The sequence below is a fragment of the Microbulbifer maximicatervae (SeqCode) genome (genome assembly GCF_052467065.1).
On sequence record NZ_CP174299.1, the window covers coordinates 4,706,662 to 4,720,384 of the forward strand.

Below are 13,723 nucleotides of genomic sequence, written 5' to 3' on the forward strand. Positions count from 1 at the left end.
TCGCCCTTTTGGAGTGCTACGCTCAGGAAGCTGAGATCACTTCCTGGCCTCGCATATAGGGCCGCAATACTTCCGGCACCTCAATACTGCCATCCTCGCGCTGGTAATTTTCCAGAACAGCGATGAGGGTACGACCCACGGCAAGGCCGGAGCCATTCAGTGTATGCACCAATTCGGGCTTATTGGTTTCCGGGTTGCGCCAGCGTGCCTTCATTCGGCGCGCCTGGAAGTCACCTACCAGGGAGCAAGAGGATATCTCGCGGTACTTATCCTGGGACGGAATCCAAACTTCAATATCGTATGTCTTTCGAGCAGAGAAACCGATATCGCCACCGCAGAGAATCACTGTGCGGTATGGCAGGTTCAGCTTCTGCAAAATGGTCTCAGCATTTTGCGTCAGGGTTTCCAATGCCTCTTCAGACTGATCCGGACGCGCCACCCAAACCAGTTCTACCTTTTCAAACTGGTGCTGGCGAATCATGCCACGAGTGTCGCGGCCGTGAGAGCCAGCTTCAGAGCGGAAGCAGGTAGTGTGAGCAACCAATTTATGCGGCAGGCTAGCACTGTCTTCAACAATATGATCGCGATACATATTGGTGAGGGGCACTTCCGCAGTCGGGATCAGGTAGAAACCACGATCATCCTCGAGCTTAAACAGGTCTTCCTCAAATTTAGGCAGCTGGGAAGTGCCGTACAGGGAATCAGCATTCACAACAACCGGCACATTGGTTTCCTGGTAACCATGCTCTTCGGTGTGAGTATCCAGCATAAACTGTGCCAACGCGCGATGCAGACGCGCAACATCACCGCTCATTACCGCAAAGCGGGAGCCGGTGAGCTTCACTGCCATCTCGAAGTCGAGGCCACCAAGGTGTGTGCCCAGGTCTACGTGGTCTTTAACTTCAAAGTCAAAAGTACGCGGCTGGCCCCAGCGGCGAACCTCTACATTATCGTCTTCACTCTCGCCTTCAGGCACTGAGGCATCCGGCAAGTTGGGAATCGCAGACAAGATTGCATCCAACTCTCCCTGCAATTCTGTCAGTGCATGTTTGGCATCTTGCAACTCACCACCGAGGGACTCCACTTCTTTCAAAAGCGGAGCAATATCTTCACCATTCGCCTTGGCACGGCCAATATTTTTCGACTTGCTATTGCGCTCGTTTTGCAAACTCTCGGTGCGCACCTGCAATTCTTTGCGGCGTTCTTCAAGGGCTTCAAGTTTGGCAGTATCCAGTTCTACACCGCGCTTTTTCAGGGCAGCGGCCACCTGGTCCATATCCGTGCGAATCAGTTTGGGATCGAGCATCGTTTCCAGTTCGCCTGTTATCAGGCTCCTACAACAGAGAAGTTAAATTAAAAATACCGTGTCGCCAAAGCGACAGCAGCAGCGGTGGCCAACAAACAACCAACAAGGCTGCCGACAATATAGCCAAGGGCCACCAGCGGCTGGCCATTGTGCCACAGTATCAGGCTTTCGAGGGAGAAAGTGGAAAAGGTTGTCAGTGCGCCAAACATGCCGGTCATCAACAGTAGACGCCATTCCTCCCCCAACATGGCGCGGTGAGCGATCAGTACATAAACAATACCGATCAAAAAAGAGCCTGTTAAATTGACAATGATGGTTCCTAGCGGAAACCGACCCTCAAATACCGGAAAGCTCCAGATACTCACCAGGTGGCGAAGAACTGCCCCAAGTGCGCCGCCCAGGGCGACTGCCAGCCACTGCATTTAGCTGCTTCCTTTCTATCTATTTAGAGTTTCTGTAACGCTGCCTGTCACTCTCGCGATTCAGTCGGCGCAGAGTCTGCAATTTTTCTGAAATTTTTAACTCCAGCCCTCGGGGAACCGGCTGGTAGTACTCGCGCTCAGCAATCTCTTCGGGGAAGTAATTCTCTCCCGCAGCAAAAGCATCGGGTTCGTCGTGGGCGTAGCGATACTCCGCACCGTGGGACAGGCTTTTTGCCAGTTTGGTAGGGGCATTGCGCAAATGCACTGGCACTTCGTAACTGGGCTCGCGACGAACATCCGCCACGGCACGATTGTAAGCGGAGTAAACTGCATTGCTTTTTGCCGCAACCGCCAGGTAAGTAATGGCTTGGGCAATTGCCAGCTCGCCCTCGGGGCTCCCCAAGCGCTCCTGCACATCCCAGGCATTCAGCGACAACTGCAAAGCCCTCGGGTCCGCATTGCCGATATCTTCACTGGCCATACGTACGACACGGCGAGCGATATATAACGGATCGCAGCCTCCATCCAGCATCCGCACAAACCAGTAGAGCGCCGCATCCGGGTCAGACCCCCGCACTGATTTATGCATGGCGGAAATTTGATCGTAAAAATAATCGCCGCCTTTATCAAAACGGCGAACATCGGCACTGAGCACCTCGGCGAGCACGTCTTCATCGACAATCAGTCGCCCAGCCTCCTCTTTGGCCAGATCGCAGGCCACTTCCAGCAAGTTCAAAGCACTGCGGGCATCCCCATCGGCAGCCCGGGCAATCTTACCCAACACTTCTTCGGGAATGTTGACGCTCCGCTCGCGCAATTGCTGGTCGGTTTGCAGGGCGTAGCGCAGCAACCCCAACAACTCCTCTTCGGGAATACTGCGCAAAAGATAGACCCGACACCGGGACAGGAGCGCATTGTTCAACTCAAAAGCCGGGTTCTCCGTAGTCGCCCCGACAAAAGTCACAGTGCCCTCCTCCACGTAGGGAAGGAAGGCATCCTGCTGAGCCTTATTAAATCGATGCACTTCATCGACAAATAAAATAGTGTGTCGGCCCGACTGTATCCGGTGCTGCTCAGCTTCGGCCACCGCCTGACGAATATCTTTCACTCCGGCGAGTACCGCAGACAGTGTGGCAAATCGAGCATCGCACTCTTCTGCTAGCAACCGCGCAAAAGTGGTTTTACCCACACCGGGAGGGCCCCACAAAATCATAGAGTGCAGCTGGCCGCGCTCTATGGCCTCCCGCAGAGGTTTGCCCTCCCCCAATAAATGCGACTGGCCCACATAGTGGGCCAGGGAATTCGGTCGCATACGGGCCGCGAGGGGTTGGTGGGTTTTGGGAGTATCGAACAGATCACTCATCTTTAATAATGTCAGTACCGGCCGGGGGCTTAAAATCAAATATAGAAGCGGATAGTTTTGGATTCGCCTCCATACCACTGAACTGAATTTCAGTGGTTTGTCCCATACCATCGCGCACGGTCATTGCCGACGGCAAGCCATTTTTGGCAAATCGAATTTCCATGGCTTTAAAAGGGGCCGAGGGGTTCTTGGGGGTCAGGTGATAAACCCCTTCTTTCTGGCTCACATTAAACGAGCCCCGAATTTCCTCTACTTTGCCCCCCAGCAATAGGGCTGGGGTATCCTTAATACGGGCATCCACTGGGCGAACTGTCACCTGCTCCAGATCCGGATCGTACAGCCAGAGCGTCTTGTTGTTTGTCACCAGTAACTGGGGGTAAGGCTCACCGGTTTTCCAGCGCAATTTGCCCGGGCGCTGCACAGAAAAGCTACCATTGCTCTTCTGTGTGACCTCACCGCGCTCGTCGATCAATGTCTGTTTGAAATTACCCGAAATCGCCTCCAACGGCTTGAGTAAATCGCTCAGGTCATCGGTGGCATCAGCCCAGGCCGCGCTGGCGGTAACACTGATTGAAAGCAGCAGACCCTGCAGAATTCTTTTCATAGTGGAGTCCCAACGTATTGATTTCCTTAAAGATTAACCCCGACTAAGTGAACAGTGGCTTAACCCGCCACTGCTCCAAGGGCCAAACTCCTATCAGGCTGGCGGCGGTGCCAGCACCTCTCGATTGCCGTTGTGGCCCGCCGCAGATATCACCCCAGCAGCCTCCATGGCGTCAATAATTCGAGCCGCGCGATTGTAACCAATCCGCAGCTGACGCTGCACAGAGGAAATTGACGCCTTGCGGGATTTAGTGACGAAAGCTACGGCTTCGTCGTAGAGCGCATCGGCTTCAGGGTCTTCATCCTCACCGCCTTCAGACTGTAATCCAGGCACGGGAATACTGTTATTACTATCGTCGACAATACCATCGATATAATCAGGCTCACCGCGACGGCCCCAATCCGCGACAACTTTATGCACTTCGTGATCGTCGACAAAAGCGCCGTGGACACGAACGGGAACACCACTTCCAGGCGGTAAGTACAACATGTCACCATGACCGAGCAGCTGCTCCGCGCCGCCCTGGTCGAGGATTGTGCGGGAGTCCACCTTGGACGAAACCTGGAAACCGATTCGAGTAGGTACGTTAGCTTTAATCAAGCCGGTAATAACATCCACCGACGGACGCTGGGTTGCAAGCAGTAAGTGGATCCCAGCTGCACGGGCTTTTTGTGCGATTCGCGCGATCAGTTGTTCGACCTTTTTACCGACAATCATCATCATGTCGGCAAATTCATCAATCACGACAACAATGGCAGGCAGTGCTTTCAAAGCCGGTGCGGTTTGTTCATCTTCCGGCACGCTGGAGGCGGGATCTGGCTGCCAGATAGGATCGATCAGCGGCTCCCCGGCCTCTTCCGCTTCTTTCACTTTGCGGTTAAAGCCTGCGAGGTTTCTCACCCCCATTGCCGCCATCAACTTGTAGCGGCGTTCCATTTCTCCAACACACCACCGCAAACCATTGGCAGCATCGTTCATATCGGTGATGACCGGGGTCAACAAATGTGGAATGCCCTCGTACACCGAGAGCTCCAGCATTTTTGGGTCCACCAGAATCAGGCGGACCTCATCGGGCGTCGATTTGTACAGCAGGCTCAACAACATAACGTTGATACCCACAGATTTACCCGAACCGGTGGTACCCGCTACCAGCAAGTGAGGCATTTTGGCCAGATCGGCCACCACCGGCTGACCGGAAATATCGTGACCGAGCGCCAGAGTCAGCGGCGATTTGGCATTATCGTAGACATCTGCCGACAGCACTTCACTGAGGCGCACCATCTGTCGATTTTCGTTAGGGATTTCAATACCCACAACCGACTTGCCTGGGATTACCTCAACCACACGCACACTGATCACCGCCAGTGAGCGCGCCAGGTCTTTTGCCAGATTGGAAATCTTGCTCACCTTTACGCCGGGAGCTGGCTGAATTTCAAAGCGGGTTACTACCGGCCCCGGCAGAACAGATACCACTTCGGCAACAACACCGAAGTCTTTCAGCTTAAGTTCCAGCAGGCGCGACAGCGCTTCCAGGGATTCCCGGGAGAAGCCGGCCTTCTTGTTTTGATCTGCTGGATCGAGAAGACCCAGCGGCGGCAGGGCTCCAGTAACCGGGCCACTTTTGAAAAGCTCTCGCTGTTTTTCCTTTGCTGCCCGAGGACTCTGCTTCGGCTTGGGGGCTGCGGGCTCAATCTTCGGGGGAATTCGTTTGGCAACTCGCTGCTTCTCTTCCTCCACAGCGGCCTTGCGCACGACGATCGCCTCTCTGGCCACCCTCCGCTCATTGCGCTTTTGGCGCCAGCGTTGATAGAAACTGCCCAGCAAGGCAAAAAAGCCGAGCACATTCTTGCCGATTGCCTCTGCCAATTTGAGCCACGACAACCCCGTAAAAACAGTGACACCGATAGCAAATATCGCCAGCAGTAAAATGGTTGCCCCTACATAGCCGAGGCTAGAACCCAGGGCAGAAGCCATCGCGCTGCCGATGATGCCCCCGTTGGTAAACGGCAACGGGTTTTCTGCGGGATCAAAACAAAGAGTCGCCATTGCCGCCCCGCTGACAAGAACCAGCAGCAGACCAAATACTCTCAATGCAAACAGCGGTAAATGGAAGCGGGCATTGCGATCGCGAAGAATGTGATAGGCCCGCAGACCAATCAGCAAGGGGAACAGGTAAGCCATCCATCCGAGCAATGACAAACACACGTCTGCCAGCCAAGCACCGGCTGGGCCAATGGCATTGTGCACTTGTTGGGAACTGCCAGTTTGCGACCAGCCCGGATCTTCTGCGCTAAAGCTTAACAGGCTAATGGCGAGCAACAGGGCACCAGCCAGCAAACTGATCAGGGCCCCCTCGCGAACGAGTCGGGCGATCAATGAGTCTGGCAATGCATTGCTCTCTGCAGGGCTTTTTTCAGTTGCGCTTTCGGCCTTCAATGGCTTACCTCAATAATGCTGTACTTTTTATGTCTACATGAACTTGGCGGTGTCTACCTGGGGCCTGAATCCCCATGCCGCCTGACAAAATTCTGTATTGCTTACAGAAGAAAGCAACTCAATCAGGCTATTTTACAATCTACGCTTTCAGATTGCGCCTTACGATCCCTGACACCAAGTAGTTTTTTGTTGTTTGGCGGCAGTATCGGAAAACCTGGAGCGATTCCTAGCCAGTATTCTCTTCTAAATTTATCGGTTTGTACGTGCGATAGATGCAATTTGGAATCATCATCGAGATATCTTGCCCTGAATCCTCCCAGCAAACCTCATCAATAATCGCCTGGGTAACTCTCTCGCGGAGGTAACTATTCAGAATTTCCAATTTGTATTGATCCCCGCCCAACTCTGTTTTTAATTTGTCTTGAGTACTATCCCGGTAATAGGTTCTGGATACCCGCTCTGCTTGCGAAAAGCCTGCATCGCTGAGCAATTGTAACAACTGGTCTTCCCGCAAAAAGAACCGATCCAAGAGCAACGATTCACGGTGTGTCAGCGCTGACAGTTTTCGCTTTTGGGCACACAGTAAATCTTGGACCCCGGCAGATGCCGGCATCAAGTCCCAAACCAACAGCGGACCTCCCGGCTTCAAAACCCGATAACACTCCTGGAGAACCAGGGGCTGATCTTTATAAGGCACTTCGTGCAGGCCCATTCTGATTGCCACAGCATCAAATAATTCACTGGGATATGGCAAGTTTCTTCCATCCCCTATAGTGATATCGGCAGCTAGCAATTGAATATTTGGGTCAAGGTTTTCAAGCTGCGAAGGGTGGGAATCGCACAAGCTACATTGAATAATAACCCCATGAGCTTTGGCAAACTTAAGCAGGTAGCTACTCAGGACTCCCCTTCCACACATCAAGTCGAGAACTCGACAACCATTGCTGAGGCCCAGCGCCATAGCAAACTTCTCGAGTTCTTCTGGCTCACCCGCGCAAGTAACCGCCCCACCTCCTGTATCACCATATCCATCAGAGACAATTTCACAGCGTATTTGCAAGTTGAGCGCGGTAAATAGATCCAGCAGGTGGGGTGGGCCATGTAAGCTCGCCCGGTGATCGCCATCGGGCTCCAGATCAATGGAAAAACGCAACGAATAACTATCGTCGATAATTTCGGCTACGAAAGCCTGGGCCTCCTCACTAAGGGTCAGAAAAGTTTTAGGATGCCCCAACTGCTCTCGCTTCAGGTTTAAGGGTATGAACTTTCTTTTGTAGCGCATAACGATCCTCAACCCACTGGGGTTTGGGCACTTACTCGAAGTCACTGGCCTCTATGACGCTCACACACTCAATACATCTAACAATCCGTAATTTTAATTTGTGACACCCCATTCTCCCCCTAGCAGTGCCAGCAGCAGCTGCCCCAGATTGGAACTTTTTTACATTTTTCCAGCTCTTACGGCCAGCTATGGCGCAAACTCCGATTTGAGCCAAACCTCTAGCCAGGTCAAAGAGAGTTGAATAGGTACGATCAATCGAACAAATTAAGGCAAACTATTTCGCCGAATGGTAAATATCGCCTATTATATCGCCCAATTTAATAGTCTCGCCTGATCAAAAAATGGACGGGCATATGGACTCCCAGCCCATTGGGTAAACTTCGCAAATTGAGAGTTTTAAAGAGTACTTCATGAGCAATAACCATCATCGACTGATCATCCTCGGCTCAGGCCCTGCCGGCTACACCGCGGCTATCTACGCTGCACGGGCAAACCTGAACCCGGTTGTTATCACTGGTATGCAACAGGGTGGGCAGCTGACCACCACCACTGAAGTCGAGAACTGGCCGGGTGGTATTCCGGAGCTTCAAGGTCCGGACCTGATGGTGCAAATGCAGCAGCACGCAGAGCGCTTCGAGACAGAAATCATCTTCGATCACATCGAATCGGTTGACCTGAAACAGCGTCCTTTCACCTTGAAAGGCAACGAAACTTACACCTGTGACTCGCTGATTATCGCCACTGGCGCCTCAGCTCAGTACCTGGGCCTACCTTCTGAGGAAGCCTTCCAGGGGCGCGGTGTCAGCGCCTGTGCGACCTGTGACGGATTCTTCTATCGCGACCAGAAAGTTGCTGTTGTCGGTGGTGGCAACACCGCCGTAGAGGAGGCCTTGTACCTCTCCAATATCGCCAGTGAAGTGACCCTGATTCACCGCCGCGACGAGCTTCGCGCAGAAAAAATCCTTCAGGACCGCCTGATGGATAAAGTGGAAAACGGCAATATCAACGTCTGCTGGCACAACACCCTGGACGAAGTGCTCGGTGACGACAACGGTGTAACTGGGCTGCGCCTGCGCAACACCCAGGACGACACCACTTCAGAGCTGGACGTTTCCGGTGTGTTTATTGCTATCGGTCACAAACCGAATACCGGCATCTTTGAAGGCCAGCTTGAAATGAATGGTGGTTACCTCATTGTGGAGAGCGGCCTGAACGGCAATGCCACCCAGACTTCTGTTCCCGGTGTATTTGCCGCAGGTGACGTATCCGACCATATTTACCGCCAGGCGGTAACTTCTGCGGGTACCGGCTGTATGGCCGCCCTGGACGCCGAGCGCTTCCTCGACGCCGAGAAGTAAGCCAAATCCCCGGGCAGAGCTTTTCTGCCCGGTATCCCCCTCTACCGACAGGAGTCAGATCGTGGCAGGGAACACCCAAAGCCGCCTGATGTGGCTCGACCACACCGTTATAGACTTTCCCCCAACTGAATTCGCACTGGATGACCCCAATGGCTTGCTGGCAGCCGGAGGAGATCTGACTCCCGAGTGGCTGGTTGAAGCCTATCAAAGAGGGGTCTTCCCCTGGTATTCAGATGACCAGCCGATCTTGTGGTGGAGCCCCTCCCCTCGCTGCGTGGTTATCCCGCATAACTTTCGTATTGGCCGCACTTTGCGCAAAGTATTGCGCCGAGGAACCTTTTCGGTCACCTTCGACCAAGCCTTTCCCGAGGTAATTGAGGCCTGCCGCGCCCCCCGGGCGGATGAAACCGGCACATGGATCACCGATGAGATGTGCGACGCCTATATCGACATGCACCATCAGGGGTTTGCCCACTCAGTGGAGGTTTGGCGCGACGGTCAACTCGTTGGCGGACTCTATGGTATTGCGCTGGGGCGAGTGTTCTTTGGGGAGTCGATGTTTCACCGGGAGACAGACGCCTCAAAAGTCGCTTTTGTCCACCTCGTTCGGCAATTAGAATTGTGGGGCTGCCCACTGATCGACTGCCAGGTGAGCAATCCTCATCTCAGCAGCCTTGGGGCAGTGGAAATGTGTCGTAAGGATTTCGAACAACTGCTGGCAGACGGCGTTAAGCAGCCGCCTTTCCCGCAGCCCTGGAAGCTTTCGTGGACTTATGGGTAAATACTCTCAGCTGGATTCAGTGCGCCTACTGGCCACCCTGCCCCACCCCTGCGGTTACCTGCCGGATCGGGAGGCAACAACGGTGTTTGTCGATCCGCAAACAGAAGTGGATCAGCGTCTGTACAACCGTCTGTCAGAGCTGGGATTCCGGCGCAGTGGTGCCTACCTCTATCGCCCCCAGTGCGCGACCTGTCGCGCCTGTATACCGGCTCGCGTACCTGTGAGCCTGTTTGTCCCCGACCGCAACCAGAGACGCTGCTGGAAGCGCAACAAGGACCTGGACATATTCCATATCGAGTCCATCGATACAGATGAGCATTACGAACTCTACGCCCGCTATATCGAGCAGCGCCACGCCGATGGGGAGATGTACCCGCCCAGCCGGGAACAATACCGCAGCTTCCTGAGTCAGGCTTGGGGGTCTACTCGCTATATTGAGCTAAGAGCCCGCGGCAAGTTGGTGGCAGTGGCTGTAACAGATATCCTGACTGCCGGGTTATCGGCGATCTATACTTTCTTCGATCCCGATGAGGACAAACGGAGCCTGGGCAGTTACTGCATCCTCTACCAGATCGAATGGGCCCGGCGCTTGGGACTATCTAATCTCTACCTGGGGTACTGGATTGAGAAGTGCCACAAAATGGCCTATAAAAGCCAATTTCGCCCCATCGAAATGCTAAAAGAAAACCGCTGGAGCCTTAAATCGCTCTAGTTCAACACACTCTCCCTTTGCTCTATCTTGCCTTTTCGTGCAAAATGCTCGCCCGTCAAGCCGCGGCTAGGCCAAAGAGCCTCCGGGGTAAAGGTCTGATCAAGTTATTGTAAGGTTGCTGCCGCATGGCAAAAGACGATTATATTGAAATGGAAGGCGAGGTGATCGACACCCTGCCGAACACCACTTTCCGCGTAAAGCTGGAAAACGGACACGTGGTAATTGCGCATATCTCTGGAAAGATGCGTAAAAACTACATTCGCATTCTCACCGGCGACAAGGTGAAAGTGGAGCTGACTCCATACGACCTGAGCAAGGGCCGCATTACGTACCGCGCGCGCTAATTCGCTCAGAGGCCAAATTCCGCAAGGCAATTTGACCTGAAATAAAAAAGCCACCTCTCGGTGGCTTTTTTATTGCTTGGCTGAAGCTAATTTACTTTAGGCGGGCACCGCCGTTTTAATCGCCAGCTCATCATCTTCAATAGTGACGCAAACACGCCCACCCTCTTCTGCCAACTCACCAAAGAGCACGGCTTCTGCCAGAGGCTTGCGCAGCTTGTCGCGAATCAGACGGGACATAGGCCTCGCACCCATCTTCTCGTCATAACCCCGCACCGCCAACCACTCTCGAGCCTCATCATCAACGACCAGTGTCACCTTGGAGTCATCCAACTGGGCCTGCAACTCAACGATAAACTTATCCACCACCGTCTTCACGACATCCAGAGGCAGAGAACGGAATTGAATAATATTATCGAGGCGATTGCGGAACTCCGGGGTAAACATCTTCTTGATCTCCTCCATTCCATCTGTGGAGTGATCTTGATGGGAAAAACCGATTGAACGACGGCTCATCACCTCAGCGCCCGCATTGGTTGTCATAATCAGGATGACATTGCGGAAGTCCGCTTTGCGGCCGTTGTTATCAGTTAGAGTACCGTGATCCATCACCTGCAAAAGCAGATTGAATACTTCGGGGTGTGCTTTCTCAATTTCATCGAGCAGCACAACACTGTGAGGGTGCTTGGTAACCGAGTCTGTCAGTAAACCACCTTGGTCAAAACCCACATACCCAGGGGGCGCGCCGATCAGGCGGGAAACCGTATGGCGCTCCATATACTCAGACATATCGAAACGAATCAGCTCGATACCCATCACCTTCGCCAACTGTCGGCAGAGCTCTGTCTTACCAACTCCGGTGGGGCCCGAAAACAGGAAGGAGCCGATGGGTTTCTCTTCAGAACCCAGACCGGCACGACTCAGCTTAATCGCCGTACCCAGGGCATCAATCGCGCTGTCCTGCCCAAACACCACCATTTTGAGATTGTCATCCAGACGTGATAACTGCTCCTTGTCAGAAGCAGACACGCTCTTGGCAGGTATTCTCGCCATCTTGGCGATAACCATCTCAATCTCACAGACCCCAATAACCTCTTTGCGGTCCTCTTCAGGCAGCAAAGATTGGTAGGCTCCTGCCTCATCAATTACATCAATGGCCTTATCTGGGAGGAATCGCTCGGTGATGTGACGACTGGATAGCTGCGCAGCAGCATCCAAAGCTCCATCGGTAAAGCGAACCTTGTGGTGATCCTCAAAGCAGCTTCTGAGCCCCTGCAATATTTGCACGGTCTCTTCCACTGAGGGCTCACTGACATCGATCTTTTGAAAACGGCGCGACAGCGCGCGATCTTTTTCAAAGATACCGCGATATTCAGTAAAAGTAGTGGAGCCTATGCAGCGCAATTGGCCGCTGGAAAGTAGCGGCTTAAGCAGATTGGAGGCATCCATGACGCCTCCTGAAGCGGCGCCGGCCCCGATGATGGTGTGGATCTCATCAATAAACAGTACGGCGTGCTCACGCTTCTTGAGTTCCGCCAGCAGCGCCTTAAAGCGCTTCTCAAAATCACCGCGATACTTGGTTCCTGCCAACAGGGAGCCGAGATCCAGAGAGTAAATAGTGCTCTCCTTCAAAGGTTCGGGGATATCCTCATCGACAATACGCCGTGCCAAGCCCTCAGCAATTGCCGTCTTGCCGACACCGGACTCACCCACCAACAGTGGATTGTTCTTGCGGCGACGAGCGAGAACCTGCGTGACACGCTCCACCTCAGGTGCACGCCCCACAAGCGGATCAATACGGCCAAGAATTGCCTCTTGATTGAGGTTGGTGGCGTAGCTTTCCAGGGGGTCGGAACCACCTGGCTCAGCGCCCCCACTAATTTCCTCATCTACCTGCTCAGGTGCAGTATCGGAACCGTGATGGTGATTATTACCACTGGAGCCAACGCGGGAAATTCCGTGGGTGATGTAGTTAACTACGTCTATCCGGGCAACACTCTGCTGCTTCAAGTAGTAAACAGCCTGGCTCTCCTGCTCACAAAAAATGGCGACCAGGACATTTGCCCCTGTAACTTCCTTTTTACCGGATGACTGGACATGGAATACGGCCCTCTGCAGGACCCTCTGGAAACCCAATGTCGGCTGGGTTTCTCGATCTGTATCGGCCTCCGGGATCAACGGTGTTGTGGAGTCCACAAACTCCAGGAGTTCACGGCGCAATGCACTTAAATCCGCCCCGCACGCATGTAGAACATCTGCTGCGGATTCGTTATCCAAGAGCGCCAGCAATAGGTGCTCAACGGTCATGAATTCATGCCGTTTCGCTCGAGCACCTTTGAACGCTAGATTAAGCGTTACCTCTAAGTCCTTGCTGAGCATCTAAACCTCAAACCCTAATCGCCAATATTTCCCGCCGACTCCGCTGGTAGGCGCGCACCCTTCGCCGGCGTTTATATCCTGGCTGATTCCCTTCAGGTGACGGGACCCTTTGTTCAAAGCAGTTTTTGTCAGAATCAATCCTCTTTGCTTTCGTCCGCTTCAATTTCACATAACAGGGGATGCTCATTCTCTTGAGCGAACTGATTGACCTGTGCGGCCTTTGTCTCCGCTATATCCCGAGTATAGACACCACACACTGCTTTTCCCCGTGTGTGAACCTGCAACATTAACTGTGTGGCGCGCTCCCGGTTTACTGAAAAAAACAACTCCAAAGTCTCAACAACAAAATCCATGGGGGTGTAGTCATCATTGAGCATAACGACTTTATACATCGGCGGCCGCTTCAGCTGCGGCGGCGCCTCCTCAAGGGCCAACCCACCATCGAAATCATCGAAGTACGGGTTGTCTCCATCGGAGTCACTGGAGCTTAGTTTAATGATTCGCGAAGTACTCATAACAATTATCAATGAATTCTATCGAGCCTGAAAATTGCACCCAATGCAACCTTCAATGACGTGACATTGTAACCTTATTTGACCTTTGACACAGCGGTCAGCGGGGAACCTTGACAATCCCCCAGCTGTTGACTACAAGAGGTAGTGACCGCTACATCAAACGTTAGTCGCAGATAGGATCGCAGCCGACTAACCAGCAGGTCAAATAAATATAAAAACTCTGT

At 53.2% G+C, this 13,723-nt stretch carries 12 protein-coding genes; 4 read left to right on the forward strand and 8 right to left on the reverse strand.

The genetic code is table 11. The features are described from left to right. Positions 1–22 precede the first annotated feature (22 nt). The 6 genes from serS to ACJJI1_RS20830 all read right to left on the reverse strand — a co-directional run bounded on the left by serS (position 23) and on the right by ACJJI1_RS20830 (position 7,413). Positions 23–1,306, reverse strand: coding sequence for a serine--tRNA ligase (serS, locus tag ACJJI1_RS20805; protein ID WP_282933066.1), 1,284 nt, complete (start codon positions 1,304–1,306; stop codon positions 23–25). 47 nt (positions 1,307–1,353) lie between these two features. Further along, on the reverse strand, positions 1,354–1,728 hold the full coding sequence (gene crcB, locus ACJJI1_RS20810) for a fluoride efflux transporter CrcB (protein ID WP_282933067.1): 375 nt from the start codon (positions 1,726–1,728) through the stop codon (positions 1,354–1,356). A 19-nt stretch (positions 1,729–1,747) separates the two neighbouring features. Further along, positions 1,748–3,091, reverse strand: coding sequence for a replication-associated recombination protein A (locus ACJJI1_RS20815; RefSeq protein WP_444957878.1), 1,344 nt, complete (start codon positions 3,089–3,091; stop codon positions 1,748–1,750). Continuing rightward, positions 3,084–3,695 carry an outer membrane lipoprotein periplasmic chaperone LolA gene (gene lolA, locus ACJJI1_RS20820; RefSeq protein WP_282933069.1) on the reverse strand — a complete coding sequence of 204 codons (612 nt, stop codon included), beginning with the start codon at positions 3,693–3,695 and terminating at the stop codon, positions 3,084–3,086. Before lolA ends, ACJJI1_RS20815 begins: the two co-directional genes overlap by 8 nt. A gap of 93 nt (positions 3,696–3,788) precedes the next feature. After that, positions 3,789–6,131, reverse strand: coding sequence for a DNA translocase FtsK (locus tag ACJJI1_RS20825; RefSeq protein WP_444957879.1), 2,343 nt, complete (start codon positions 6,129–6,131; stop codon positions 3,789–3,791). Between the two features lie 226 nt (positions 6,132–6,357). Beyond that, the gene (locus ACJJI1_RS20830) at positions 6,358–7,413 is read right to left on the reverse strand and encodes a methyltransferase domain-containing protein (RefSeq protein WP_282933071.1); all 1,056 of its coding nucleotides are present in this window, start codon (positions 7,411–7,413) and stop codon (positions 6,358–6,360) included. A gap of 410 nt (positions 7,414–7,823) precedes the next feature. Between ACJJI1_RS20830 and trxB the strand changes: the two genes are divergently transcribed. The 4 genes from trxB (at position 7,824) to infA (ending at position 10,608) form a co-directional block, all read left to right on the forward strand. After that, positions 7,824–8,771 (forward strand): thioredoxin-disulfide reductase, encoded by a 948-nt coding sequence (gene trxB, locus ACJJI1_RS20835; RefSeq protein ID WP_444917332.1) that lies wholly within the window; start codon positions 7,824–7,826, stop codon positions 8,769–8,771. Positions 8,772–8,859: 88 nt separating this feature from the next. Then, on the forward strand, positions 8,860–9,552 hold the full coding sequence (gene aat / locus ACJJI1_RS20840) for a leucyl/phenylalanyl-tRNA--protein transferase (RefSeq protein WP_444959403.1): 693 nt from the start codon (positions 8,860–8,862) through the stop codon (positions 9,550–9,552). Further along, the gene (locus ACJJI1_RS20845) at positions 9,545–10,264 is read left to right on the forward strand and encodes an arginyltransferase (protein ID WP_444957880.1); all 720 of its coding nucleotides are present in this window, start codon (positions 9,545–9,547) and stop codon (positions 10,262–10,264) included. Before aat ends, ACJJI1_RS20845 begins: the two co-directional genes overlap by 8 nt. Before the next feature lie 125 nt (positions 10,265–10,389). Beyond that, positions 10,390–10,608, forward strand: coding sequence for a translation initiation factor IF-1 (gene infA, locus ACJJI1_RS20850; RefSeq protein ID WP_010130378.1), 219 nt, complete (start codon positions 10,390–10,392; stop codon positions 10,606–10,608). Positions 10,609–10,704: 96 nt separating this feature from the next. On the opposite strand, the gene clpA is transcribed toward infA, so the two are convergent. Both clpA and clpS read right to left on the reverse strand, forming a co-directional pair. Further along, the gene (gene clpA / locus ACJJI1_RS20855) at positions 10,705–12,984 is read right to left on the reverse strand and encodes an ATP-dependent Clp protease ATP-binding subunit ClpA (protein ID WP_413662223.1); all 2,280 of its coding nucleotides are present in this window, start codon (positions 12,982–12,984) and stop codon (positions 10,705–10,707) included. 134 nt (positions 12,985–13,118) lie between these two features. Continuing rightward, positions 13,119–13,499: an ATP-dependent Clp protease adapter ClpS gene (gene clpS, locus ACJJI1_RS20860; protein WP_413662224.1), complete on the reverse strand. Its 381-nt coding sequence runs from the start codon at positions 13,497–13,499 to the stop codon at positions 13,119–13,121. Positions 13,500–13,723 lie beyond the last annotated feature (224 nt).